This is a genomic window from Methylobacterium sp. WL1 (assembly GCF_008000895.1).
GTDB lineage: Bacteria > Pseudomonadota > Alphaproteobacteria > Rhizobiales > Beijerinckiaceae > Methylobacterium.
In genome coordinates this window covers 1278258-1299347 of the sequence record NZ_CP042823.1, presented here as the reverse complement: position 1 = coordinate 1299347, position 21090 = coordinate 1278258, and the positions used below count along the sequence as shown (strand labels likewise).

The following is a 21090-nucleotide window of genomic DNA, read 5'->3' as shown; positions in this document are numbered from 1 at the left end:
AGGGCACTTATGTCAGACGTACCACACCCCTACTCCATCGAGGTCTCCCCCATCGCCAAGCCGGAGGGCCATTTCCAATGGGCCATCCGCCGGAGCGGCAAGCTGATCGAGCGATCCGATCGTCCGCACCGCAGCGAGGCGAAGGCGTTCGAGAGCGCCATGGAGGCCATCGAGCGCGCCATGAAGCCGGGCGCCGACGGCGGCCGTCGCTAAAAACGCATGATTCCGGGCGGTGGCACCTCACGATCCCTGATCTGAGGCGCGCCGCACTGATTCGGTGACGATGCCGGCAGCCCGCTTTGCGGCGGGCTGCCGGCGCACCTGCGTTCGCCTGCCTTGCAGGGCGTGGCCGGGTGGTGTGTGGGCGACGGCCGGAGAACCAACGGCGGTCCCGCTCGTTATCGAACATGCCGCAGCGGAAAGACCAGCCTGACTGCACCTGCGCGACCCTGCGGGAACGCCTCGCGTTCAACATCCTGTTGGACGAGTTCGCGATCGCCGCGTTGTCGGACGCGCTCGTGCTGCTGAACGCCACCGATGACGATCCGGGCGTCACCCAGATCGAGCACACGATCCGGACCCATCGAATCGCGATCCTGAAGCAGCGCGTCATCCTCGGCGCGGCGGGCATCGAACTCGAATGACGGCCGCACCGCTCTTCGTCGTGCGGGCGAGGAAACCCCACGGGACCGCGACGTACAATTGCCCGACGCCGGAATGGGCGCTCAAGAAGCTGGGCGATTTTCGGGCCGCCGGTCACGACAGCATCAGCATCACCGGGCCGGACGGGCAGCCGCTGGACGAGGCGGACCTGCGCGCGCTGGTCGAGGGCCGAGACGGCCCGGTGCGCAGCGCCGGCCGTGTCACCGCCGATCTCAAATCCTGATCGCCGCCTGACGCGGGTGCCGCTTGTTTAGGGATTGGCCCGGTCAGCATTCCGGCAGGTTCACCGCGAGCCCGGCCAGGCTCGTCTCCTTGTATTTCGCGCTCATCTCCTCGCCGGTCTGCCGCATCGCCGCGATGCAATTGTCCAGCGGCATGAAATGCGAGCCGTCGCCGCGGAGCGCCAACGAGGCCGCCGCCACCGCCTTGGTGGCACCGATCCCGTTGCGCTCGATGCAGGGCACCTGCACCAGGCCGGCCACCGGGTCGCAGGTCATCCCCAAGTGATGTTCCAGGGCGATCTCGGCGGCGTTCTCGACCTGGGCGGGCGTCCCGCCGAGCACGGCGCAGAGGCCGGCCGCCGCCATGGCGCTGGCCGAGCCGACCTCCCCCTGGCAGCCGGCCTCCGCCCCGGAGATCGAAGCGTTGTGCTTGATCAGCCCGCCGATGGCCGCGGCGGTCAGGAGGAACTCCGGGATCCGGCCCGGATCCGCGCCGATGCAATGGTCGATGTAGTACCGAATCACCGCCGGAACGACGCCGGCGGCACCGTTGGTCGGCGCGGTCACGACTTGTCCTCCGGCGGCGTTCTCCTCGTTGACCGCCATGGCGTAGACGCTCAGCCAGTCCGCCATGACGTGGGGTTGGGCGGTATTCGAGCCGTGCTCGCGGTCGAGCTGGTCCCGGATCCGCTTGGCACGGCGCTTGACCCGCAGGCCGCCGGGCAATTCGCCCTCGCGGGCGAGGCCCCGCTCGACGCAGGCATTCATGGCCTGCCAGATCCGGGTGAGGCCCGCATCGACCTCCGTGTCGGAGCGACCGACGGCCTCGTTCGCACGTTTCATCGCGGCCACCGACAGGCCGCTGTCGCGGGCCATGCGCAGCATCGCGGCCGAGGTCTCGAACGGGTACGGCCACAGCCGCAGGTCCGCGGCCGCGGTGGGGGGCGGCACATCGGCCGCGCGCTGGGCCGCGGTGACGACGAAGCCGCCGCCGATCGAGTAGTAGGTCTCGGAGACGAGCGGCGCGTCCGCCGCGTCGAGGGCGGTGATCACCAGGCCGTTCGCGTGACCGGGCAGCGGCGGTCCGTAATCGAAGATGATCGCCGTCGCCGGATCGAAGGCGAGGACCGGCAGGCCCGCCGGAGCGAGGCGCTTCTCGACGCGCAGTGCCTCGAGCGCACGTTCGGCGTCGTCCATGGGGATATCGGCCGGCCGGAAACCGAGGAGACCGAGCGCGACGGCGCGGTCGGTGGCGTGTCCCCGCCCGGTGAACGCCAGCGAGCCGTGCAGTGTCGCCCGGAGGGCGGCCGCCCCTGCGTGCGAATCATGCCGGCGCAGCAGGTCCAAGAAGTCGGCCGCAGCCGTCATCGGCCCCATCGTGTGGGACGAGGAGGGGCCGAGGCCCGGTTTGAACACATCGAACACGCTCAGAAACATCGGTTTGCCTGTCCCAGCCGCAGGGCCCCGTCATGGCCTGCGACGCCTTTTCCGCGAAAGCCGGCTCCACGCCGGAGGCGCAACTGCCCGGTCATGCCTGGCCTGCCCACCGGCTACGAATGGAAGAAACGCGCCAAGCCGCGATAACGGCCCGGATCCCGACCGGGGCGCCCTCGGGATGCGTTTCTATGCGTTCCTTGCGCCAGACCGGTGTCGCTCCGTTCGGCTGCCTCGGAGGGAGGCCGAAGGGTCGGGGCAGGACCGGACACGAGCCTCCGCGGGCGACGGTTGCCGGTCCGCGCGGTCCCTGGGCCGCTTGCGTGACGTGCTACAACGCCTTTTCGGTGCCGTCCTCGACCGCGGCGGGGGCTGGTTCCGGCGCCCTGCATTCCGTCCCGCCCTCGGCCGCGTCCCGGCCTTCGGCGGCCGGGGCCGCCTGCGGATAGCCGTTCGCGCCGAGCCGTTTCCGGCCGGCGCGCGCGCTCGCCTTCCGATCCTCCGGAGAGGGTTGGGCGCTGCCGCTCTGATCCCGGGCCATGACAAACTCCTGACCTCAGGTCCAACCGCCGAGGCGGCCCGGGGTTCGGTGCCGGCGCCGCTGCGCTTTTTCGACGGCCGGAAATAAATCCCGGTCACGGTGCGGCCGGGGCGTCGAGCCCCGGCACGCGGCAGCTTCAGTAGCGGCAGACGCGCCGCGGGCCGAAGGGCGTCGGGCGGAAGAAGCAGCGGGGACCGTAGAAGCGCGGCCGGCGATAGATCGGGCGGCAGCGGCCGTAGGGCCCGGGGGCGAAACCGGGGCCGCACCCGTAGGCGATCGCTGTGATCGGGGCGGTGCCGGTGATGGCGTCGGCGGCCATCGGTGCCAGCGGCGCGGCGCCTGCGGACGCCAAGCCGAGACCGCCGGCCACGGCTGCAACCGCCGCGAGCATCTTCACGTGCATCATGATCAGACCCTCTGTGCAAACCTGCGCCGGGTCCGCCCGGCGCAGGCTGAGGGTGAGATCGGTCCTGCGGCCTGAATGCCGGCTGACCCCCGCTTTGACCGCCCGGAAACATGAATGAGTCCGCTGGTCCGGGGCCGGCCTAACGGCCGCCGGGCTTGTCGCGCTCCGCTCCAAGGCTGGTGCCACCCCGGGCTGCCTCCTCCGCCTCGGTGCCGGCTCGATCCATCGGGCCGTCCTGGGGTTTGACCGTGCCGGTGGCCGTATCGAGCGGGGCGTTGGCCAGTCCCTCGCTCTTCGGCTTGCCGTGGGGCATCCGCTGCGCCTGCGTGTCGGCGGGCACGTCAGCCATGCTGGGATCCTTTCGCGTCGGGCGAGCTGACCTTCGGGCCCTCGTCCGGGGCTGCCCGGTCGGGGCTGGCGGCAGCCGGAGGGGCGGGCTGATGTCTGGCGGTCGCCCGCGCCCGGCGGTGGGCGTCAGACTCGGTCTCGGCGAGGTCTTGCGTGTCGGCCGTCGGTCCGTCGGGCATGCGGGACTCCCTTTCGGAGGCAACCGCCCGAGACGCCTCCGGTATCCGGCCGCTTCGCCCGGGGCCGCCGGGATGTCGGCGCGGCGCGCCCGACGTTCGGTCGCAGCGTGCCGGATGCGCATGCAGGAACACCGCGACAGCCGTGGTGTTGACGGCCAAATCTACAATCGCGAGGCGCAGCGATGTCAGGAACCGCCAAGAAGACAGATCCGAAGCTGTGGGAGACGGTCAAGCACGCGGTCACCGAATCCGACAAGGGCGGCAAGCCCGGTCAATGGTCGGCCCGCAAGGCTCAGATGGCGACCGCGGAATACAAGAAGGAAGGCGGCGGCTACGCCGGCAAGAAGGCGTCCGACAACCACCTCACGCAGTGGACCGAGGAGGAATGGGGCACGAAGTCCGGCGCCGAGAGCGGCGAGACCGGTGAGCGCTACCTGCCCAGGAAGGCCCGCGAGAGCCTGACCGATGCGGAATATGCGGCCAGCACCGCCAAGAAGCGCGCGGACACGCGCAATGGTAAGCAGTTCTCGAAGCAGCCCAAGGCCGCGGCCGAGAAGGCGGCGGCGGCGCGCAAGGGCGGCCGCGAAGGCACCACGAAGGCGGAGCTGATGCGCAAGGCCAGGGCGCAGAACGTCTCCGGCCGCTCGCGGATGTCGAAGGCCGAACTGGAGCACGCCGTCCAAGCCTGACCGGGACCGCACAGATGAAGACGTCCCGGGATGTGATCCCGGGACGCTTCTCGACCAAGCGGCCAGTCTGATCGGGCTGGGGATGCTTAGGTCAAGGGGTTTCGGCGGCGCTGCTCAGTACGAGCCGAACTTGTAGTTCAGGCCGGCGCGGACGACGGCGAACTCGTCGTCGCGACGACCGATCGGGCTGTAGTAGGCCGGGACGAGGTTGGCGGCGTTGACCACTAGGGCACCCTGGTTGCGGTTGCCGCGATCAAGGTTGACGTACAGGCCTTCGACCTTGAGCGTCACGGCGCTCGAACGGAAGAAGTTCAGGAACGAGTCTGTGGGGAGCGCGTACTCGATGCCGCCGCCGACGGCGTAGCCGGTGCGGAAGCTGTCGTTGCCGGCGTAGCCGCCGAACGAGCGGTCAGCGCTGCCCGAGCCGTAGGCGAAGCCGCCGGTGCCGTACACGAGGGTGCGATCGAAGGCGTAGCCGAGGCGGCCGCGCACGGTGCCGAAATAGTCGAGGCTCGACAGGCCGCGTGGGTCGGTGACGTAGTAGCCCGGGGCGACGGCGCCGCTGATGAAGGCGTTGTTCCGGTTGCGGCCGAAGTCGAGGTACTGGGCGTCGGCCTCGATGCCGACGACCACGCCCGAGCCCGGGGTGAACTGATAGTTGTAGCCGACCTGGGCGCCGCCCGAGAAGCCGTCCTGGCTGCGGTCGCGGAAGGTGGCGGTGGTGCCGACGGCGGCGTAGGGGGCCGGGATGCCGAAGACCGAATTGTTGGAGCGGCTGCTGGCGTCGAAGGCGTAGCCGGCGTTGATACCGAAGTAAGCGCCGGTCCAGGTGAACACGGGCACCGGGGTGAAGATCGGCGGCGGGGCGGCGCGGCGCGGCAGGTCGGCGGCCGAGGCGGCGCCGGTCAGGAGGGCCGTGGCGGCGCTCGCGAGAAGAAGCTTCTTGATCATCGGGTCCTCTGTCTCCCGTTCGGCGGGATGTGTGCCCGGCAACAGAGACGGCAGGTCGGGGAAACGCGATAGTGCAGCGCTGCAACAGCGCCTCCAGGGTCCCGGACCGGTGGTTGGGTCCGTGCGATTGAGCACATCCCGCGCCCAAGAATGCCACTTGAGCCCGAAGATTTGTATCTCGACGTTTCCGGCAGCAAAAAACCCCGCCGCACGAGGCAGACGGGGCTTTAGTTTGCTCGAGAACATTCCCAGGACCAACCAGGAAGCTTCGTGCTCACTTAGATCGGAGTGGCCGGCGCCTCGCAAGCCCGTCCGGGACTATTGATGGGTGTTAAGATTAATTAACGCCCCCTGCCGCCTGTGCGGGGGCTGTAAACCCTCGGCGAATAACCGCCATCCCGCGAACAGTCTGCGTGGCGCGGGCATGCCCCGGCCCCGCGGCGTGGTCCGCGGGTTGCGCTCGGACGCCATCCTGTGGTGACGCTCCCGGCATGCTGAACCCGAGATCATCCGCCGTCGCGCGGGGCGGCGCCAGAGACCGGGCGGTTGCGCCACGTCCGCGAGCGTAGCGCGCCCATGTTCGGCTTCTCCTTGAGCTCCACCGAGCCCGACAGCATCGCCCACATCATCCAGGTCGCCCTGGCGCCGGCTTTCCTCCTGTCGGCGCTCGCAACCCTGCTGAACGTGTTCTCCGCCCGTCTCGGCCGAATCTCCGACAAGGTCGATGCCCTCTCGGGACAGATCGCCAAGGCGACCGACATGGAGGCCGCGCGCCTGTCCCGCAGGCTGACCTTCCTGCGGCGGCGCTCCTTCGTGCTTGATGTCGCCGTGGTCCTCGCCTCGCTCGGCGCTTGCCTGATCGGGATGGCGGTGCTGACGCTGTTCGTCGGAGCGATGCGCGATGCGGCGACCGCCTCGATCCTGTTCGCCTGCTTCGGTGCGGCACTGGTCTGCACGGTCGCTGCGATCGGGGCGTTCATGACCGAGATCCTGATGGCGGGTCACGGCGTGCGCGACGAAGTCGAGCACCAGCAGGACAAGGTCCCGGCCCAATCGTGACCGGCTCGTCTTTCGCATTGCACGGCAAAGGAACTTCGTCTTAATCTCGAGGGTGCCTGATTCTACGCGTCCGCTTCGTCCGAGTGTTCCGCCATGAGCGTCGCGATCCTTGTTGCCCTCATCGCCGGTGCTTTGTGCCTCGGAATGCTGTCGTCCATCCTGCCGTCCGGGCGGCGGGACGAGGACGAGGAACTGGCCTGCGAGAACGACTACTTCGACATCGGCGGACCGGTCATCGACCTGAAGCCGTTGATCCCGCTGATCGAGGCGCCGGCCCTCGAAGCGAAGCGATAGGCCCGGATCGCCGGGAGGGCCGCCGAAAGGCCGGCGGCCCCGCGTGTTGGGTCAGGCGGATTCGCCGTCCGAATCGTCCGCGTCCAGGATGGTCTCCAGGTCGCCCACCAGGGCGTCGAGCTGGTCGGCGGTGGCCTTCAGCTTCAGCTTGGTGCCGTCCTCGGCCTCGACCGCGATTTCGATATGGTCCCCGACCTGGGCGGCCAGCGCCTGCTTGATGGTGTAGGTGGTCACGTCAGCGGTGTCGGCCATGCCTGTCTCCGTGTTGGCTGCGGGCAACGCGGATCCTCGAGCCTTGGTGCTGCGGCAGAAGCTCGCGTTGATGGCGCCGCGCGGAGCGGGGCCAACGCTAGCCGCGGGTTCGGCGACGCGTCGACACCTGCCCAACATCCGCCGCATGCCCATCCGCCAACCGAGGGGGCGGCGGCGGCAGCAGCGGCGGCCGGGGCCGCTCGACGATCACCGCCTCCAATACCACCGGTCGGGCGGACTTGGTCAGGGCGAGCGGCTTGCCGGGTCTCGACGCCAGGGTGCCGGCGGCCCAGAGCGCCAGGCACGACAGGCCGACCAGCACGCCCGTCCAGGACGGTTCCGACCGGACCATCAGGGAGGCGGCGCCCGTGAGGGCGGAAGCGGCCGCGAGCAGCCGGGGCGTGGGATCACCGGACATCACCGCTCCATCCTCACTGAGGCGGGCTGACGGCCGGTGAAAGGAATCACTCGAATGCGAGTCAATCCGCCAGGCTGGAGGGCGTCTGCCAGGCGGTGCCGGGATGCTCGCGGATGTCGCCGGCCCGGGACCCGGTATCGGCGTCGCTGGTCCAGTCGCTGGGCTCGGTGAGGCCGGCGATCTCCGCTTCCGGGTAGGCCGCCGCCAGGAACAGGCGCGCCTCGCCCTCGGCCTCCGCCCGCACCGTCACGAGGGGCTTGTCTCCGTCCGCGTCGCGAATCTGAGCGATGAACAGCTTCGTCATGGGGCCTCCGCGTGGGGCGACGCACCGTCGTTCCCGAGAGCGTCCGGCGCCAACGGGCCGGTGGCAGGATGGTTCAGGTCGGCGGCCCGATGGCGCCAAAATTCCCTTCCGCGGCACCTGTGGCCGTGGCGATACAGCTTGAGTGTGGAAAACCGGGTAATTTCCCGCTCGATAGGAACATTCGCTGGGGAAAGACCAGTTATGAAGACGCTTCTGGCCTCGTTGGCCGCCTTTACTGCCCTGACCGCCGCCGCCTCGGCCGCCGACCTGCCGCGCCGCGCCGCCCCGCCGCCGATCTTCACCCCGGTGCCCGTGTTCACCTGGACCGGCGCCTACTTCGGTATCAACGCCGGCTACGCCTTCGACGCCAGCAGCAACAGCACCTCTAGCTTCGGCATCCCGGCCGCGTTCGCCACCGGCGTCGCCACGGCGAACTTCAGCCAGCGGAACCAGGAAGGCTTCTCCGGCGGTGGCCAGGTCGGCTACAACTACCAGTTCACCCCGGGTTCGGGCGTGGTCATCGGCGTCGAGGCCGACGCCCAGTACCTCGATTTCGGCCGTGGCCGGAACAACGCCTTCGTGACCGGTGGCGGGCTGCGTCCGGGCTTCTACGTGACCGACCCGCGCGGCCTGTCGAGCCTCGACTTCTTCGGCACCGTGCGCGGCCGCCTCGGCTACGCCTTCGACCGGGTCCTGGTGTACGGCACCGGCGGCTTCGCCTACGGCTCGGGCAGCGCTGACCGTTCGTTCGGCGGCTTCGCCGGCAACGACAGCTTCCGCACCGGCTGGACCGTCGGCGGCGGCATGGAATACGCCCTCCCGGTCGACTCGTTCCTGAACTTCTTCCGCTCGTCGGCCGTGACGCTCAAGGTCGAAGGCCTGTACGTCAACCTCGACCGCAACACCCGCAACCAGGGTGCGTTCGTGATCAACGCCGCCAACAACGTCCCGGCCTTCTACAGCGCCATCGGCCGCCGCGACGACGAGTTCGCCGTCGTCCGCGCCGGCCTGAACTACAAGTTCGGCTCGTACTAGGACCAACGCCGCCCGGCCGATCAGGCCGGGCGGACATTGTGCCGGCAAACGCCTCGGGTGCTTCCGCGCCCGGGGCGTTTGTCGTTGAACATGGCCAGGACGGCACGGAACGGGGTTTTCGGGCCTGGACGACGGACGGCCCCGTCTTCAGCCCGTGGTACGGGCTGGCGGCGCTCCGACCGCTCGGCTCGATCATGCGGGCGCGCCGGGCAGTCTACCCGGCCTCGGCGGGATTCCGTGCTGCGCAGAACGGCTGCCCGCTACGCAAGCCCGTCAGAGCCGCCGCGCTGCGGGTCCGTGCCCTGCGGCGGGGGGCGGGGGCCTGGAACAGCCCCGGCGCCGTCACCGTTGTCCAGGTCATGCCGGCCCCGGCCGGTCCTTCGGGATGTGAGCGTTTCATGACCAGCCGTACCCTTCAGTCCACGCTTCTCGCCCTCGCCCTCGTCGCGGGCAGCGCCGGGATGGCGGCCGCCCAGAGCACGCCCAACGGCAACACCTCGACCTCCGGCTCGCCGGCCGGCAGCAACAGCACCGGGAACGGGGCCACGGGCAGCGGTGCGGCGCCCAGCGGAAAGTGACCCGGCCTCGACCCTGAGCGCCATGTAATCGTCGATCCCGGAGCCCCCTGCTCCGACGACCGTGCCGCCTTCAACCCCGCAGCCCGACCGGGTCCGCGGGGTTTTTCGTGCGCCGGCCCCGGAGGAGTGGAGCGCGCCTGGCGTGACACGCCGCGAGACCATCCGCCTGCGGAAGCGAGCGAGCGCCCGTCGGCTCCCGATAGAGATCGGCCCGAATTCGGAATCCGTGACACGAAGGCTCGCTTGTCTTGCGCGATGGACTGAGGTTCGATCCCTTAGATGCCGGCGTTCTTGAGGATTATATTCTACGTCCTGGTATCGCCGCATAAATCCGGTATCCCAATCGTGGAAGCTTGACCTTTCATCTGCAAACCAGCACCTGACATCAGCACGTGGCCGGCTGCGCACGCGCATGTCGGGATGCACGACTCAGGCGATGCGGTCGAAATCAGTCCTGGAGATGGGCGGAGACGGACCTGGTCTGCTTCAAGCCGCGGCCTGGCGTGAGGCCGTGGCGCCGTTCTGGGAGTTCGCCATCCGGCCGGAGGATGTCGCCGACTTCCGCGGGCAGTCGCAGGTCCGGCATCTGGGCAACGCCATCCTGTGCCGGGCGGGGGCCTCCGGTTTGCGGTTCGAGCGCTCGCGCGCCCTGGTCGCCCGGATGGGCGTCGATCACATCCTGGCGCATGTCCGCGTCTCCGGCCGCTCCCGGATCGAGATCGACGGCAGCGAATACGATTGCGGGCCCGGCGATATCTGCCTGTTCGACCTGTCCCGGCCCCTGGCGGCCCGCTCCACGGATTACCGCGCCCTGACGCTGGTCCTGCCGCGGCCGCTGTTCGGCGCGGGGGCGGTCGATCTCGACACGCTGCACGGGACGGTCCTGCACGGCACGACGCCGTTCGGCAAGTTGCTCGCAGACCATCTCCGCTCGCTCAGCGCCCATGCCGACGGGTTCTCGGAACGCGAGGCCCGGGCGGCCGCGGAAGCGACCGCGACGCTGCTCGGCGCTGCCGTGCCGCGCCTGTCCGGAGGCGAGCGGACCGACCGGGCGCCGGAGCGCGCACCGATCCTCCTCGTCATCCGGCGGGTGATCGAGGCCGAGTTGGCCAACCCGGGCCTGACCGCCGAGGCGCTCTGCGGGCGGTTCGGCGTCTCGCGCAGCACGCTCTACCGCCTGTTCGCCCCGATGGGCGGCGTGGCCGGCTACATCCGCCAGCGCCGGCTCGACCGCGCCTACCGGGACCTCGCCCGCCCCGGGGACGGCCGCTTCGCGCGGATCTCGGAGGTCGCCTACCGGTGGCATTTCGAGAACCCCGCGCATTTCACGCAGGCCTTCCGGGACGCGTTCGGTTGCGCCCCCCGGGACGTCCGCGCCCAGACCCGCGCCCAGATCCAAGCCGGCGCGCCGCCCGCCCCGCTCCCGGCGCGCCAGGGCTGGGCCGACTTCTACGACTGGATCCTGCGGCTGTCGGCGTGAGCCGCCTCGCCCCGCTCCTTCGGGGCGCGGGACGGCCGAACGGTACCTCGATCGCGCCGGCCCTTGTGCGCCCGGGGCCGGATCGCCCATAACGACCCCAATGAAGTCTCGGATTCGGCACGGGCGCTCGGGGCGCGGCTGGTGGGCGATCGCCGCCCGCATGCTCGCGCTCGTCTTGACCCTCTGCCTGGCCGGACCGGGCGTCGGCCTCGCGGCGGACCTGGCGTTCCATGCCGGCGGCCATCACGACCGCGTCGACGGGCCATCGCTCGCGGAGGCCGGCACCAGCGTCGATCCCGGCGTGACGGAGCACCTCCATTGCGGCTGCCACCAGGTCGCGCCCCTGGAGACCGGAGCCCTGGCGCCGCCGGTGGTTCCCGTCCGTCCGGTCGCGGTCCGGATCTCCGGCGCCCTCCCTCGGTCGTGCCCGACCGCCTGCCCCGGCCCCCCGCGCCTGAGCCGACGCCGCCGGTCTCGGCGCGCGTCCTGGCCAACCTGCCCGCGCGGGCGTCCGGGGCTCGCCCTCACGCGTCATCTGAACGGGATTCCCCGGACGCCGCCGAGCGGCGCGCCGCGGTCCCGGCCGAGCAGGCCTCCATGCGTCTCCGTATGTCCGTTCTCCTCCTCTCCGCTCTCCTCCTGGCCGCCGGCATCGTCGTCGGGGCCGCGGTTCCGGGCGTGTCCGGCTTCGTCCGGGACAGCCTCGGGGCGGTCGGCCTGCCCCGAGCCACCGGCCATCCCGGCTCCGAGCCCGCCGGGCACGATCACGATCATGGCCCGACGCGGGCCGCCGCGCCGGAAGGGCGAGAATTCCAGAACCAGGCGCACCAGAGTGAAGGGCATCCGGACCACGAGCACGCCGAGGCGGGCGTGATCCGGATGCGGCCCGAACAGGTCGCGGCGCAGGGCATCGCGGTCGCGCCGGTCACCGGCGGCACGCTGGCCCGACACCTCCTCGTCCCCGGCACCATCACCCCCGATACCGACCGGATCGCCCGGGTTCCCGCCCGGGTGGTCGGGACCGTCGCGGAGATGCGCAAGCGCCTGGGCGACGCCGTCCAGAAGGACGAGGTCGTGGCCGTGCTCGACAGCCGGGAGGTCGCCGACGCCAAGAGCGAGTACCTGACCGCCCTGGTCCAGGTCGAACTCCAGACGATCAACTTCGAGCGCCAGCAGAAGCTGCTGGCCTCGCGCTCGGCCTCGGAATCGGCGTTCCAGAGCGCCCGCGCGGCGTTCCTCGAGACCCGGCTGCGGGCCGACCTGGCGCGCCAGAAGCTGTCGGCGCTGGGGCTCGACGCCACCGCGGTCGCGGCCGCGCAGAAGCGCGACGAGGCGACCCCGACGCTCTCGACCCTGCGCCGCTACGAGCTGCGCGCTCCGTTCGCCGGTCGCGTGGTCGAGCGGAAGGTCGATGTCGGCTCGGCGGTCGGCAAGGAGGGCGACCCGGCCGAGATCTACCTGGTGGCCGACCTCTCCACCGTCTGGATCGAATTGTCGGTGCCGACCCTCGACCTCGCCCGGGTGCAGGAGGGCGCCCGCGTCACCGTCACCCCGGGCCGGGAGGGCGGCGGCCGCCACCAGGAGGGCCGGGTGATCTTCGTGAGCCCGTTCCTCAACCCGGAGACCCGCTCGGCCCGGGTCGTGGTCGCCCTGCCCAACGCCGACCTGGCCTGGCGCCCCGGTACCTTCGTCACCGCCGAGATCGAGATCGACCGGGATCCCGTGCCGGTCCGGGTGCCCAAGGCGGCGCTCCAGACCGTGGCGGGTGCGCGTGTGGTCTTCGTCCGCACGCCGGAGGGCTTCGCGATGCGCTCGGTCGAGCTCGGGCGCTCCGACGACGAATCCTACGCGGTCACCGCGGGCCTCGCAGCCGGCACCGAGATCGCGGTCGGCAACACCTTCCTGCTGAAGGCCGAGCTCGGCAAGGCCGAAGCCGGCCACGACGATTGAGGCGCCGGACATGCTCAGCCGCATCCTCGACGTCGCGATCCGCCAGCGCTGGCTGGTCCTGCTCCTCGTGCTGCTGGCGGCCGGCTTCGGCGCCACGGCGCTGACCAGGCTGCCGATCGACGCGGTGCCCGACATCACCAACAACCAGGTGCAGATCAACACCCTGGCGCCGTCGCTGTCGCCGGTCGATATCGAGCGTCAGGTGACCTATCCGGTCGAGACCGCGCTCGCCGGCATCAAGGGGCTCGACCACACCCGCTCGCTCTCGCGCAACGGCTTCTCGCAGGTCACCGCGGTCTTCGACGAGCGGCTCGACATCTACTTCGCCCGCCAGCAGGTCGCCGAGCGCCTGTCGCAGGTGAAGGGCGACCTGCCGCCCGGCGCCGAGCCGCATATGGGCCCGATCTCCACGGGGCTGGGCGAGATCACCATGTGGTCGGTCCAGTACGCCAAGCCCGGCGGCCGGACGGTCGCCCCCGCGGGCCGGCCGGGCTGGCAACCGGACGGGAGCTACCTGACCCCGGAGGGCCAGAGTCTCGCCACCGAGCTGGAGCGGAACGCCTACCTGCGCACCGTGCAGGACTGGATCATCCGGCCCCAGATCCGCACCGTGCCGGGGGTGGCCGGGGTCGACGGCATCGGTGGCTACGAGAAGCAGTACCACGTCCAGCCGGACCCGACGAAGCTGACCGCTCTCGACCTGTCCTTCGGCGACGTCGTCCGGGCGCTCGAGGCCAACAACGCCAACCAGGGCGCCCGCTACCTCGAGGATAACGGTGAGGGCTACGTCGTGCGCGCCGCGGGCCGGCTGGAGAGCATGGAGGCGATCGCCGACGTGGTGGTGGCCACGCGGGGTGGCGTGCCGGTGCGGGTCCGGGACGTGGCAGCCCTGCGGTTCGGGCGCGAATTGCGCACCGGCTCGGGCAGCATGGACGGCCGGGAGGCCGTGATCGGCACCGCCCTGATGCGGATCGGCGAGAACAGCCGCACGGTCGCGGCCGCGGTCGAGGCCCGCATGGCTCAGATCCGGCGGACGCTGCCGCCCGGGATCGTGGTGTGGACGGTGCTCGACCGGACGGTCCTGGTCGAGGCCACGATCCGCACGGTGGCCCGGAACCTCGCCGAGGGCGCGGCCCTGGTGATCGCGGTCCTGTTCCTGCTGCTCGGCAACATCCGGGCGGCCCTGGTCACGGCCCTGGTGATCCCGGTCGCCATGCTGATGACGGTGACCGGCATGGTCGAGGCCAGAATCTCGGCCAACCTGATGAGCCTCGGCGCCCTGGATTTCGGCCTGATCGTCGACGGCGCGGTGATCATCACCGAGAACGCGCTGCGCCACCTCGCCGAGCGCCAGCAGGCGCTGGGCCGCGGACTCACCCTGGAGGAGCGCCTGCAGACGGTCCGGGCCTCGGCCGAGGAGATGATCCGGCCGTCGCTGTACGGGCAGGCGATCATCATCCTGGTCTACGGGCCGCTCCTGACCTTCACGGGGGTCGAGGGCAAGATGTTCGAGCCGATGGCGCTGACCGTGATCCTCGCGCTGGCCTGCGCGTTCGTCCTGTCGCTGACCTTCGTGCCGGCCATGATCGCCATCGTGATCACCGGCCGGGTCACCGAGGCCGACAACCCGCTGATCCGGGGCCTGAAGGCGGCCTACCGGCCGCTGCTCGCCGCGGCGATCCGGGCGCCGGCGCCGTTCCTGGGGGCGGCCCTGCTGCTGCTGGCCGGGGCCGGCCTGCTGGCGGCCCGGCTCGGCACCGAGTTCATCCCGCTCCTTGACGAGAAGAGCATCGCGCTCAACGCCAGCCGGATCCCCTCGACCTCTCTGACCCAGTCGCAGGCGATGCAGCTCAAGGTCGAGGAGGTCGTGGCTGGCTTCCCGCAGGTGGCCACCGTGTTCTCGAAGACCGGCACAGCCGAGATCGCCTCCGACCCGATGCCGCCGAGCGCCTCGGACACCTTCGTGATCCTGAAGCCGCAGGCGGAGTGGCCCGATCCCACGCTCACCAAGGCGGCCCTGCAGGCGCAGATCGAGGCGGCCGTGGGCGAACTCGCCGGCAACATCTACGAGTTCTCCCAGCCGATCCAGCTGCGCTTCAACGAGCTGCTGGCCGGGACCCGGGGCGACCTCGCCGTCAAGGTGTTCGGCGACGCGTTCGAGCCGATGCTCAAGACCGCCAACCAGATCGCCGCGATCCTGCGTGGCATCGACGGGGCCGACGACGTGAAGGTCGAGCAGATCGCCGGCCTGCCGGTCTTCGAGATCGGGATCGACCGGACCGAGGCGGCGCGGCTGGGCCTCAGCACCGGAGCGATCCAGGAGGTGATCGGCGCCGCGATCGGCGGCCGGGAGGCCGGTTCCGTGTTCGAGGGCGACCGGCGCGTCCCGATCGTGGTGCGCCTGACCGACGCCGTCCGGGAGGACCGCGAGGCCCTGGAGAACCTGCCCGTCCCCCTCCCCCCGGGACCGAACGGCAAGGTCGCCTCCGTGCTGCTGCGGCAGGTCGCCAGCTTCTCGGTGACCGAGGGGCCGAACCAGATCTCGCGGGAGAACGGCCAGCGGCGTGTCGTCGTCACCGCCAACGTGCGCGGCCGGGACATCGGTTCGCTGGTGGACGAAGCGCAGGCGAAGGTCGCCGAGCAGGTCGCGCTGCCGGCCGGCTCCTACGTGACCTGGGGTGGCCAGTTCGAGAACCTCGCCTCGGCCCGGCGGCGCCTGACCCTGGTGGTGCCGGTCTGCTTCGGCCTGATCTTCCTGCTGCTGACCTCGGCGCTCGGCAGCGCGCGCGACGCGCTCCTGGTGTTCTCCGCGGTGCCGCTGGCGCTCACCGGCGGGATCGCGGCCCTGTGGCTGCGGGGCATGCCGCTGTCGGTGCCGGCCGCGGTCGGGTTCATCGCGCTCTCGGGCGTCGCGGTGCTGAACGGCCTGGTGATGCTGAGCTTCATCAAGCAGCTCGTCGCCGAGGGCCGGCCCCTGCGGGCGGCGATCCTGGAGGGGGCCGTGACCCGCCTGCGGCCCGTGGCGATGACCGCCCTGGTCGCGTCCCTGGGCTTCGTCCCGATGGCGCTCGCCGCCGGAACGGGCGCCGAGGTGCAGCGGCCGCTCGCCACCGTGGTGATCGGCGGCCTGATCAGCGCGACCCTGCTGACCCTGGTGGTCCTGCCGGCCCTCTACGCGCGCTTCGGGAGGGCCGAGCGGGCCGCGGCCCCGGCCGAGCCCGGCAGGTCGGACTCAGCTTGTAGGCCGGACTCAGCTTGTAGGTCGGACTCGGCCGGCAGGCCCCTGCCCTTGACCAGGCCGTAGACCGCCGGGATCACGATCAGGGTCAGGAGCGTCGAGGAGGCCATGCCGCCGATCATCGGCACGGCGATCCGCTGCATCACCTCGGAGCCCGCGCCGGTGCTCCACAGGATCGGCAGGAGGCCGGCCATGATCGCCACGACGGTCATCATCTTCGGGCGGACCCGCTCCACCGCCCCGACCATGATGGCCGCGCGCAGGTCCGCTCGGGTGAGGGGCCGCCCGGCGCGGGCTGCTCCGCCGCGCCGCTCGGCGAGCGCCTGGTCGAGATAGACCAGCATCAGGATCCCGGTCTCGGCGGCGACGCCGGCCAGCGCGATGAAGCCCACCGCCACGGCGACCGACAGGTGGAACCCCATCGCCCACATCAGCCAGACGCCGCCGACCAGCGCGAAGGGCAGCGACAGCAGCACGATCAGCGTCTCGGTCACCCGGCGGAACACGAGGTAGAGCAGCAGCACGATCACCAGCAGGGTCGCCGGGACGACGATCCGCAGCCGGGCCTCGGCCCGCTCCAGGGCCTCGAACTGGCCGCTCCACTGGAGCGTCACGCCCTCGGGCAGCGGTACCGCGCGCGCCACCACGTCCCGCGCCTCCGCGACGTAGCCGCCGAGGTCGCGCCCGGCGACGTCGACGTAGAGGTAGAGCGCGGGCCGCCCGTTCTCGCTCCGGATCGACGTCGGCCCGCGTACGAGCTGGATCGTCGCGACCGCCCCCAGCGGCACGGTCCCCCCGCCCGGGAGCGCCACCTGGACGTCATCGGCGATCGCCTGCGGGTCGGACCGCAGGGCCCGCGGGTAGCGCACGCTGACGCCGTAGCGCTCGCGCCCCTCAACGGTTGTGGTGACGGTCGCGGCGCCGAGCGCGGTGGCAACGACGTCCTGGACGTCGCCGACGGTAAGCCCGTAGCGGCCGAGCGCCTCCCGATCGGGGGTGATGTCGAGGAAGGTGCCGCCCACCACCCGCTCGGCATAGGCGCTCGCGGTGCCCGGGACCGTGCGGATTGCCGCCTCGACCGTCCGGGCGACCGGTTCCAGGGCGGCGAGGTCCGGGCCGAACAGCTTGACGCCCACGGGGGTGCGGATGCCGGTGGCCAGCATGTCGATCCGGGCCCGGATCGGCTGGGTCCAGGCGTTGGACACGCCGGGAAACTGCAGGGCCTTGTCCATCTCGGCCCGCAGGCTCGCCAGCGTCACCCCGGGCCGCCACGCCTCCGGGGCCTTGAGCCGGATGATCGTCTCGAACATCTCCAGCGGCGCCGGGTCGGTCGCGGTGCCGGCGCGTCCCGCCTTGCCGTAGACCGAGGCGACCTCCGGGAACGTCTTGATGATCCGGTCCTGGGTCGCCAGCAGCTCGGCCGCCTTGGTGATGGAGAGGCCCGGCAGGGTCGTGGGCATGTAGAGCAGCGTGCCCTCGTTGAGCTCGGGCATGAATTCCGAGCCGAGCTGGCGCGCCGGCCAGATCGTGGCGGCCAGCATCCCGAGCGCCAGGACGAGCGTCAGGATCCGCGCCCGCAGCACCGCGGCGATCAGCGGCCGGTAAACCCCGATCAGCAGCCGATTCACCGGGTTGCGGTGCTCCGGGACGATCCGGCCGCGCACGAACAGGATCATCAGCGCCGGCACCAGGGTCACCGACAGCAGCGCCGCCGCCGCCATCGCGAAGGTCTTGGTGACGGCGAGCGGCCCGAACAGCCGGCCCTCCTGGCTCTCCAGGCTGAAGATCGGCAGGAACGAGACGGTGATCACCAGGAGCGACAGGAACAGCGACGGCCCGACCTCGGCGGCGGCCCCGACCAGGATCTCGGCGCGCGGCCGGCCCGGCGGCGCGCGCTCCAGGTGCTTGTGGGCGTTCTCGATCATCACGATGGCGGCGTCGATCATCGCCCCGACCGCGATGGCGATGCCGCCCAGGCTCATGATGTCGGCGCCGAGCCCGAGCGCCCGCATCGCCGCGAACGCCATCAGGATCCCCACCGGCAGCATCAGGATCGCCACCAGCGCGCTGCGCAGGTGCAGCAGGAACACGACGCAGACCAGCGCGACGATCGCGCATTCCTCGACCAGGGTGTGGGTCAGCGTCGCGATCGCGGCGTCGATGAGTTGCGACCGGTCGTAGACCGGCACGATCTCGGTGCCCGACGGCAGGCTCCTGGCGATCTCGTCGAGGCGATCCTTGACGCTCGCGATGACGGCGCGGGCGTTGGCGGCGAAGCGCTGCACCACGATGCCGCCCGCGACCTCGCCGGCCCCGTCGAGTTCGGCGATCCCGCGCCGCTCGTCGGGCCCGATCTCGACCCGGGCGACGTCGCGCACCCGCACCGGCGTGCCGTTGTCGGTCTTGAGCACGACGGCGCCGATGTCTGCGGTGCCCTTGAGGTAGCCCCGGCCGCGCACCACCACCTCGAACTCGGACAGCTCGACCGTGCGGCCGCCGACATCGGCGTTGCTCGCCCGGATGGCCTCGCGCAGGCGGTTCAGGCTGATGCCCTGCGCCCGCAGGCGGTTCGGGTCGACCACCACGGTGTACTGCTTGACGAAGCCGCCCACCGGGGCGACCTCCGCCACCCCCTCCCCGCGCGAGGCCGCGAACCGGACCACCCAATCCTGTAGGGAGCGCAGCTCGGCGAGCGTCCGCTGCCGGGCCAGGATCACGTATTGGTAGACCCAGCCGATCCCGGTGGCGTCGGGCCCGAGCGTCGGGATCACCCCGGCGGGCAGGCGGCCGCCGGCGCCGTTGAGGATCTCGAGCACCCGCGAGCGCGCCCAATACGGGTCGGTGCCGTCTGCGGAGATGACGGTGACGAACGAGACCCCGAACATCGAGACCCCGCGCACGACCTTGGCGCGCGGCACGGTCAGCATCGCGGTGGTCAGCGGGTAGGTGACCTGGTCCTCGACCACCTGCGGCGCCTGGCCCGGATACTCGGTGTAGACGATGGTCTGCACGTCCGAGAGATCCGGGATCGCGTCCAGCGGCAGGGTGCGCAGGGCCTGGACTCCCGCCGCTACCGCGAAGACGGTGCCGATCAGCACGAGCACGAGGTTGCGCGCCGACCAGGCGATCAGCCGGGCGATCATCGCCCGGCCTCCCCGTCGGCCGGCGGGGCGGCGAGGCTTGCCAGCGCCGCCTTCAGGTTGCTCTCGGCGTCGATCAGAAAATTCGCCGCGGTGACGACCCGCTCGCCGGCCCGGAGGCCCGCGCGGATCTCGACGTAGCCCTCGCCGCGCCGCCCGATCTCGACCGCGCGGGGCGCGAACCGCCCCTCCCCGGCCTCGATCAGCACCGCCTGGCGCGCGCCGGTCTCGATCACGGCCCCCTCGGGCACCGCCACCACCGGCTCGGTGGAGCCCGTGGCGATCTCCACATCGGCGTACATGTCGGGCAGGAGCAGCCCGTCCGGGTTCGGCAGCGCGATGCGGATGCGGGTCGCGCGGGTCTCGCGGTTCACCTGCGGGTAGATCATCCCGACCTGGCCGGTGGCAGTCCGGCCGGGCACCCGCACGGTCGCGGCCTGGCCCACGCGGATGCCGGCGAGATCGCGCTCCGGCACGTCGGCCAGCACCCAGACCTGCGACAGGTCGGCGATCCGGAACAGGGTGTCGCCGGCCGCGGCCTTCATGCCCTCCACGGCCCGGCGCTCCAGGACCAGCCCGTCCCGGGGCGAGGCCCAGGTGATCGCCCGCGGCACCGTCCGGGTGCGCTCCATCTCGGCGATCACGGCCTCGGAGACGTTCAGGTTGCGGATGCGGCGCCGGGCGCCGTCGAAGCCCGGATTGGCGATGAGCTGCGCGGCGGCGGCGTTGATCTCCGGCGCGTAGACCGAGACCAGATTCTGCCCCTTCCGGACCCGGTCGCCGGTGGTGACGTCCTCGACATGGTCGACATAGGCGTCCGCGCGGGTCGCCACCACGGTGACCCGGCGCTCGTCGAGCGCCACCGTGCCCGGCACCCGCACCGGCCGGGACACGACCCGGCGCTCGACCACGGCGCTGCGCACGCCGGTGCGCTGGATCCGGCCCGGCGAGACCGTGACGGTGTCCGGGTCCGGGTCCGGGTCGCCGCCGGCGTAGACCGGGATGTAGTCCATCCCCATCGAATCCTTCTTGGGTATCGGCGAGGTGTCGGGCAGGCCCATCGGGTTGCGGTAGTAGCGCACCGTCCGGCCGGGATCTTTTTTTGGCCCGTCGCCCTCCCCCGGCCCGGCCCGACCCGGAACGTCCTCCGTGGCGGGCCGGTCGAATCGGAGATCCTCGCTGGCCTGGACGGCCCGGAACAGGCGCCCGTCCTCGGTCATCATCGGCGACAGGGAATAGACCGGCTTGCCGTCCGGATCCTGGTAATAGACCACCGGCCCGGTGGCGGCGGACGGCTCGGCGGCGAAGCCCGCCCAGGCCCGCGCGAACAGCGGGACCGGATCGGGGCCGCCATGCGTCCCGCCCCATAGCCGGCGCCCCCCGCCGCCAGGGCGGCGACGGTTCCGGCCAGCCAAACCGGGCGGCTCACGGCACGGCCTGGAAGACGAGCTTGTCGCTGACGGTGCCGGCCTCGCCCTGGACCTTCGCGCCCAGCGACAGCCGCCAGCCCCCCGCCATGGTGAGCTTGGTCCTGAACCGGTAGAGGCCCGGCTCCGTGGACGGGAGCTGCGCGAGGGTCGAGGTCATCTCGTCCATGCTGTCCGGGGCCATGTCGATGCGCTTGGCGAAGATCACCGCGTCGGTGACCGGCTGGCCGCTGCGCGTGTCGACCAGGCGGACCGTCAGGACCGCCTCGCCGACCTTGGCCTCCCGGGTGACGAGTTCGAACCGGTAATCCGCCGGCGCGGCGCGGGCCGGGGCGCACAGGGCAGTGCCGACGAGCGCGGCCGTGCAGGCGCGCGCCAAGGATAGGGCAACGGATTGGGCAACGGATTGGAAGGTCACACAGAATCTCCTGAACACGATGGCCGGCCGCACGAGCGTGCAGCCTCACGCGGGCGTCATGGCCC

General features: G+C 71.3%; 20 protein-coding genes and 3 pseudogenes. 12 read left to right on the top strand and 11 right to left on the bottom strand.

Annotated features, from left to right (window positions below; genetic code table 11):
- Positions 1 to 9: 9 nt before the first annotated feature.
- From FVA80_RS06655 to FVA80_RS06645, 3 genes are all read left to right on the top strand, one after another.
- Positions 10 to 213 carry a hypothetical protein gene (locus FVA80_RS06655; RefSeq protein ID WP_058192874.1) on the top strand — a complete coding sequence of 68 codons (204 nt, stop codon included), beginning with the start codon at positions 10 to 12 and terminating at the stop codon, positions 211 to 213.
- Between the two features lie 194 nt (positions 214 to 407).
- A complete protein-coding gene (locus FVA80_RS06650) occupies positions 408 to 644 on the top strand; it encodes a hypothetical protein (protein ID WP_147907854.1) in 237 nt (78 codons plus the stop codon).
- Positions 641 to 886: a hypothetical protein gene (locus FVA80_RS06645; protein WP_147907855.1), complete on the top strand. Its 246-nt coding sequence runs from the start codon at positions 641 to 643 to the stop codon at positions 884 to 886. The genes FVA80_RS06650 and FVA80_RS06645 overlap by 4 nt, the downstream gene beginning before the upstream one ends.
- 43 nt (positions 887 to 929) lie before the next feature.
- Here the strand turns inward: FVA80_RS06645 and FVA80_RS06640 are convergent, their stop codons facing one another.
- From FVA80_RS06640 to FVA80_RS06625, 4 genes are all read right to left on the bottom strand, one after another.
- The gene (locus tag FVA80_RS06640; protein WP_147907856.1) at positions 930 to 2321 is read right to left on the bottom strand and encodes an L-serine ammonia-lyase; all 1392 of its coding nucleotides are present in this window, start codon (positions 2319 to 2321) and stop codon (positions 930 to 932) included.
- A 328-nt stretch (positions 2322 to 2649) separates the two neighbouring features.
- Positions 2650 to 2859: a hypothetical protein gene (locus FVA80_RS06635; protein WP_147907857.1), complete on the bottom strand. Its 210-nt coding sequence runs from the start codon at positions 2857 to 2859 to the stop codon at positions 2650 to 2652.
- 136 nt (positions 2860 to 2995) lie between these two features.
- Positions 2996 to 3265, bottom strand: coding sequence for a hypothetical protein (locus FVA80_RS06630; RefSeq protein WP_147907858.1), 270 nt, complete (start codon positions 3263 to 3265; stop codon positions 2996 to 2998).
- Between the two features lie 139 nt (positions 3266 to 3404).
- Positions 3405 to 3614, bottom strand: coding sequence for a hypothetical protein (locus tag FVA80_RS06625; protein WP_147907859.1), 210 nt, complete (start codon positions 3612 to 3614; stop codon positions 3405 to 3407).
- Positions 3615 to 3974: 360 nt separating this feature from the next.
- Here FVA80_RS06625 and FVA80_RS06620 point away from each other — a divergent pair, with 360 nt between their 5' ends.
- Entirely contained in the window at positions 3975 to 4481 is a 507-nt protein-coding gene (locus FVA80_RS06620) for a hypothetical protein (RefSeq protein ID WP_147907860.1), read from the top strand.
- A 114-nt stretch (positions 4482 to 4595) separates the two neighbouring features.
- Here the strand turns inward: FVA80_RS06620 and FVA80_RS06615 are convergent, their stop codons facing one another.
- Entirely contained in the window at positions 4596 to 5432 is an 837-nt protein-coding gene (locus FVA80_RS06615; RefSeq protein WP_147957799.1) for a porin family protein, read from the bottom strand.
- Positions 5433 to 6008: 576 nt separating this feature from the next.
- Between FVA80_RS06615 and FVA80_RS06610 the strand changes: the two genes are divergently transcribed.
- Both FVA80_RS06610 and FVA80_RS06605 read left to right on the top strand, forming a co-directional pair.
- A complete protein-coding gene (locus tag FVA80_RS06610) occupies positions 6009 to 6491 on the top strand; it encodes a DUF2721 domain-containing protein (protein ID WP_147910777.1) in 483 nt (160 codons plus the stop codon).
- Between the two features lie 93 nt (positions 6492 to 6584).
- Positions 6585 to 6785, top strand: coding sequence for a hypothetical protein (locus FVA80_RS06605; RefSeq protein ID WP_147910776.1), 201 nt, complete (start codon positions 6585 to 6587; stop codon positions 6783 to 6785).
- Positions 6786 to 6836: 51 nt separating this feature from the next.
- Here the strand turns inward: FVA80_RS06605 and FVA80_RS06600 are convergent, their stop codons facing one another.
- From FVA80_RS06600 to FVA80_RS06590, 3 genes are all read right to left on the bottom strand, one after another.
- Positions 6837 to 7037, bottom strand: a complete 201-nt coding sequence (locus tag FVA80_RS06600; RefSeq protein ID WP_147856358.1) for a hypothetical protein — start codon at positions 7035 to 7037, stop codon at positions 6837 to 6839.
- Positions 7038 to 7134: 97 nt separating this feature from the next.
- A complete protein-coding gene (locus FVA80_RS06595) occupies positions 7135 to 7455 on the bottom strand; it encodes an energy transducer TonB (RefSeq protein WP_187193605.1) in 321 nt (106 codons plus the stop codon).
- Positions 7456 to 7516: 61 nt separating this feature from the next.
- Complete coding sequence (locus FVA80_RS06590; RefSeq protein WP_147856356.1) at positions 7517 to 7759, bottom strand: hypothetical protein; 243 nt, start codon at positions 7757 to 7759, stop codon at positions 7517 to 7519.
- Positions 7760 to 7960: 201 nt separating this feature from the next.
- Here FVA80_RS06590 and FVA80_RS06585 point away from each other — a divergent pair, with 201 nt between their 5' ends.
- From FVA80_RS06585 to FVA80_RS06555, 6 genes and pseudogenes are all read left to right on the top strand, one after another.
- On the top strand, positions 7961 to 8794 hold the full coding sequence (locus FVA80_RS06585; RefSeq protein ID WP_147910775.1) for a porin family protein: 834 nt from the start codon (positions 7961 to 7963) through the stop codon (positions 8792 to 8794).
- A gap of 134 nt (positions 8795 to 8928) precedes the next feature.
- Positions 8929 to 9066, top strand: a pseudogene (locus FVA80_RS32125) (catalase); the annotation flags it as partial.
- Positions 9067 to 9192: 126 nt separating this feature from the next.
- Entirely contained in the window at positions 9193 to 9372 is a 180-nt protein-coding gene (locus FVA80_RS06575) for a hypothetical protein (protein ID WP_147910778.1), read from the top strand.
- Between the two features lie 436 nt (positions 9373 to 9808).
- The gene (locus tag FVA80_RS06570) at positions 9809 to 10852 is read left to right on the top strand and encodes a helix-turn-helix domain-containing protein (RefSeq protein ID WP_147910774.1); all 1044 of its coding nucleotides are present in this window, start codon (positions 9809 to 9811) and stop codon (positions 10850 to 10852) included.
- A gap of 609 nt (positions 10853 to 11461) precedes the next feature.
- Positions 11462 to 12802 carry an efflux RND transporter periplasmic adaptor subunit gene (locus tag FVA80_RS06560; RefSeq protein WP_246692288.1) on the top strand — a complete coding sequence of 447 codons (1341 nt, stop codon included), beginning with the start codon at positions 11462 to 11464 and terminating at the stop codon, positions 12800 to 12802.
- Positions 12803 to 12812: 10 nt separating this feature from the next.
- Positions 12813 to 16106, top strand: coding sequence for a CusA/CzcA family heavy metal efflux RND transporter (locus FVA80_RS06555; RefSeq protein WP_147909410.1), 3294 nt, complete (start codon positions 12813 to 12815; stop codon positions 16104 to 16106).
- On the opposite strand, the pseudogene FVA80_RS06550 reads toward FVA80_RS06555, so the two are convergent.
- The 3 genes and pseudogenes from FVA80_RS06550 to FVA80_RS06540 all read right to left on the bottom strand — a co-directional run.
- A pseudogene (locus FVA80_RS06550) lies at positions 16076 to 19183 on the bottom strand (CusA/CzcA family heavy metal efflux RND transporter); the annotation flags it as partial. The gene FVA80_RS06555 and the pseudogene FVA80_RS06550 overlap by 31 nt on opposite strands.
- Positions 19180 to 20609, bottom strand: a pseudogene (locus tag FVA80_RS06545) (efflux RND transporter periplasmic adaptor subunit). The pseudogenes FVA80_RS06550 and FVA80_RS06545, both read right to left, overlap by 4 nt.
- Positions 20606 to 21025 (bottom strand): FixH family protein, encoded by a 420-nt coding sequence (locus FVA80_RS06540; protein WP_147909412.1) that lies wholly within the window; start codon positions 21023 to 21025, stop codon positions 20606 to 20608. Before FVA80_RS06540 ends, FVA80_RS06545 begins: the two are co-directional and overlap by 4 nt.
- Between the last annotated feature and the right edge of the window lie 65 nt (positions 21026 to 21090).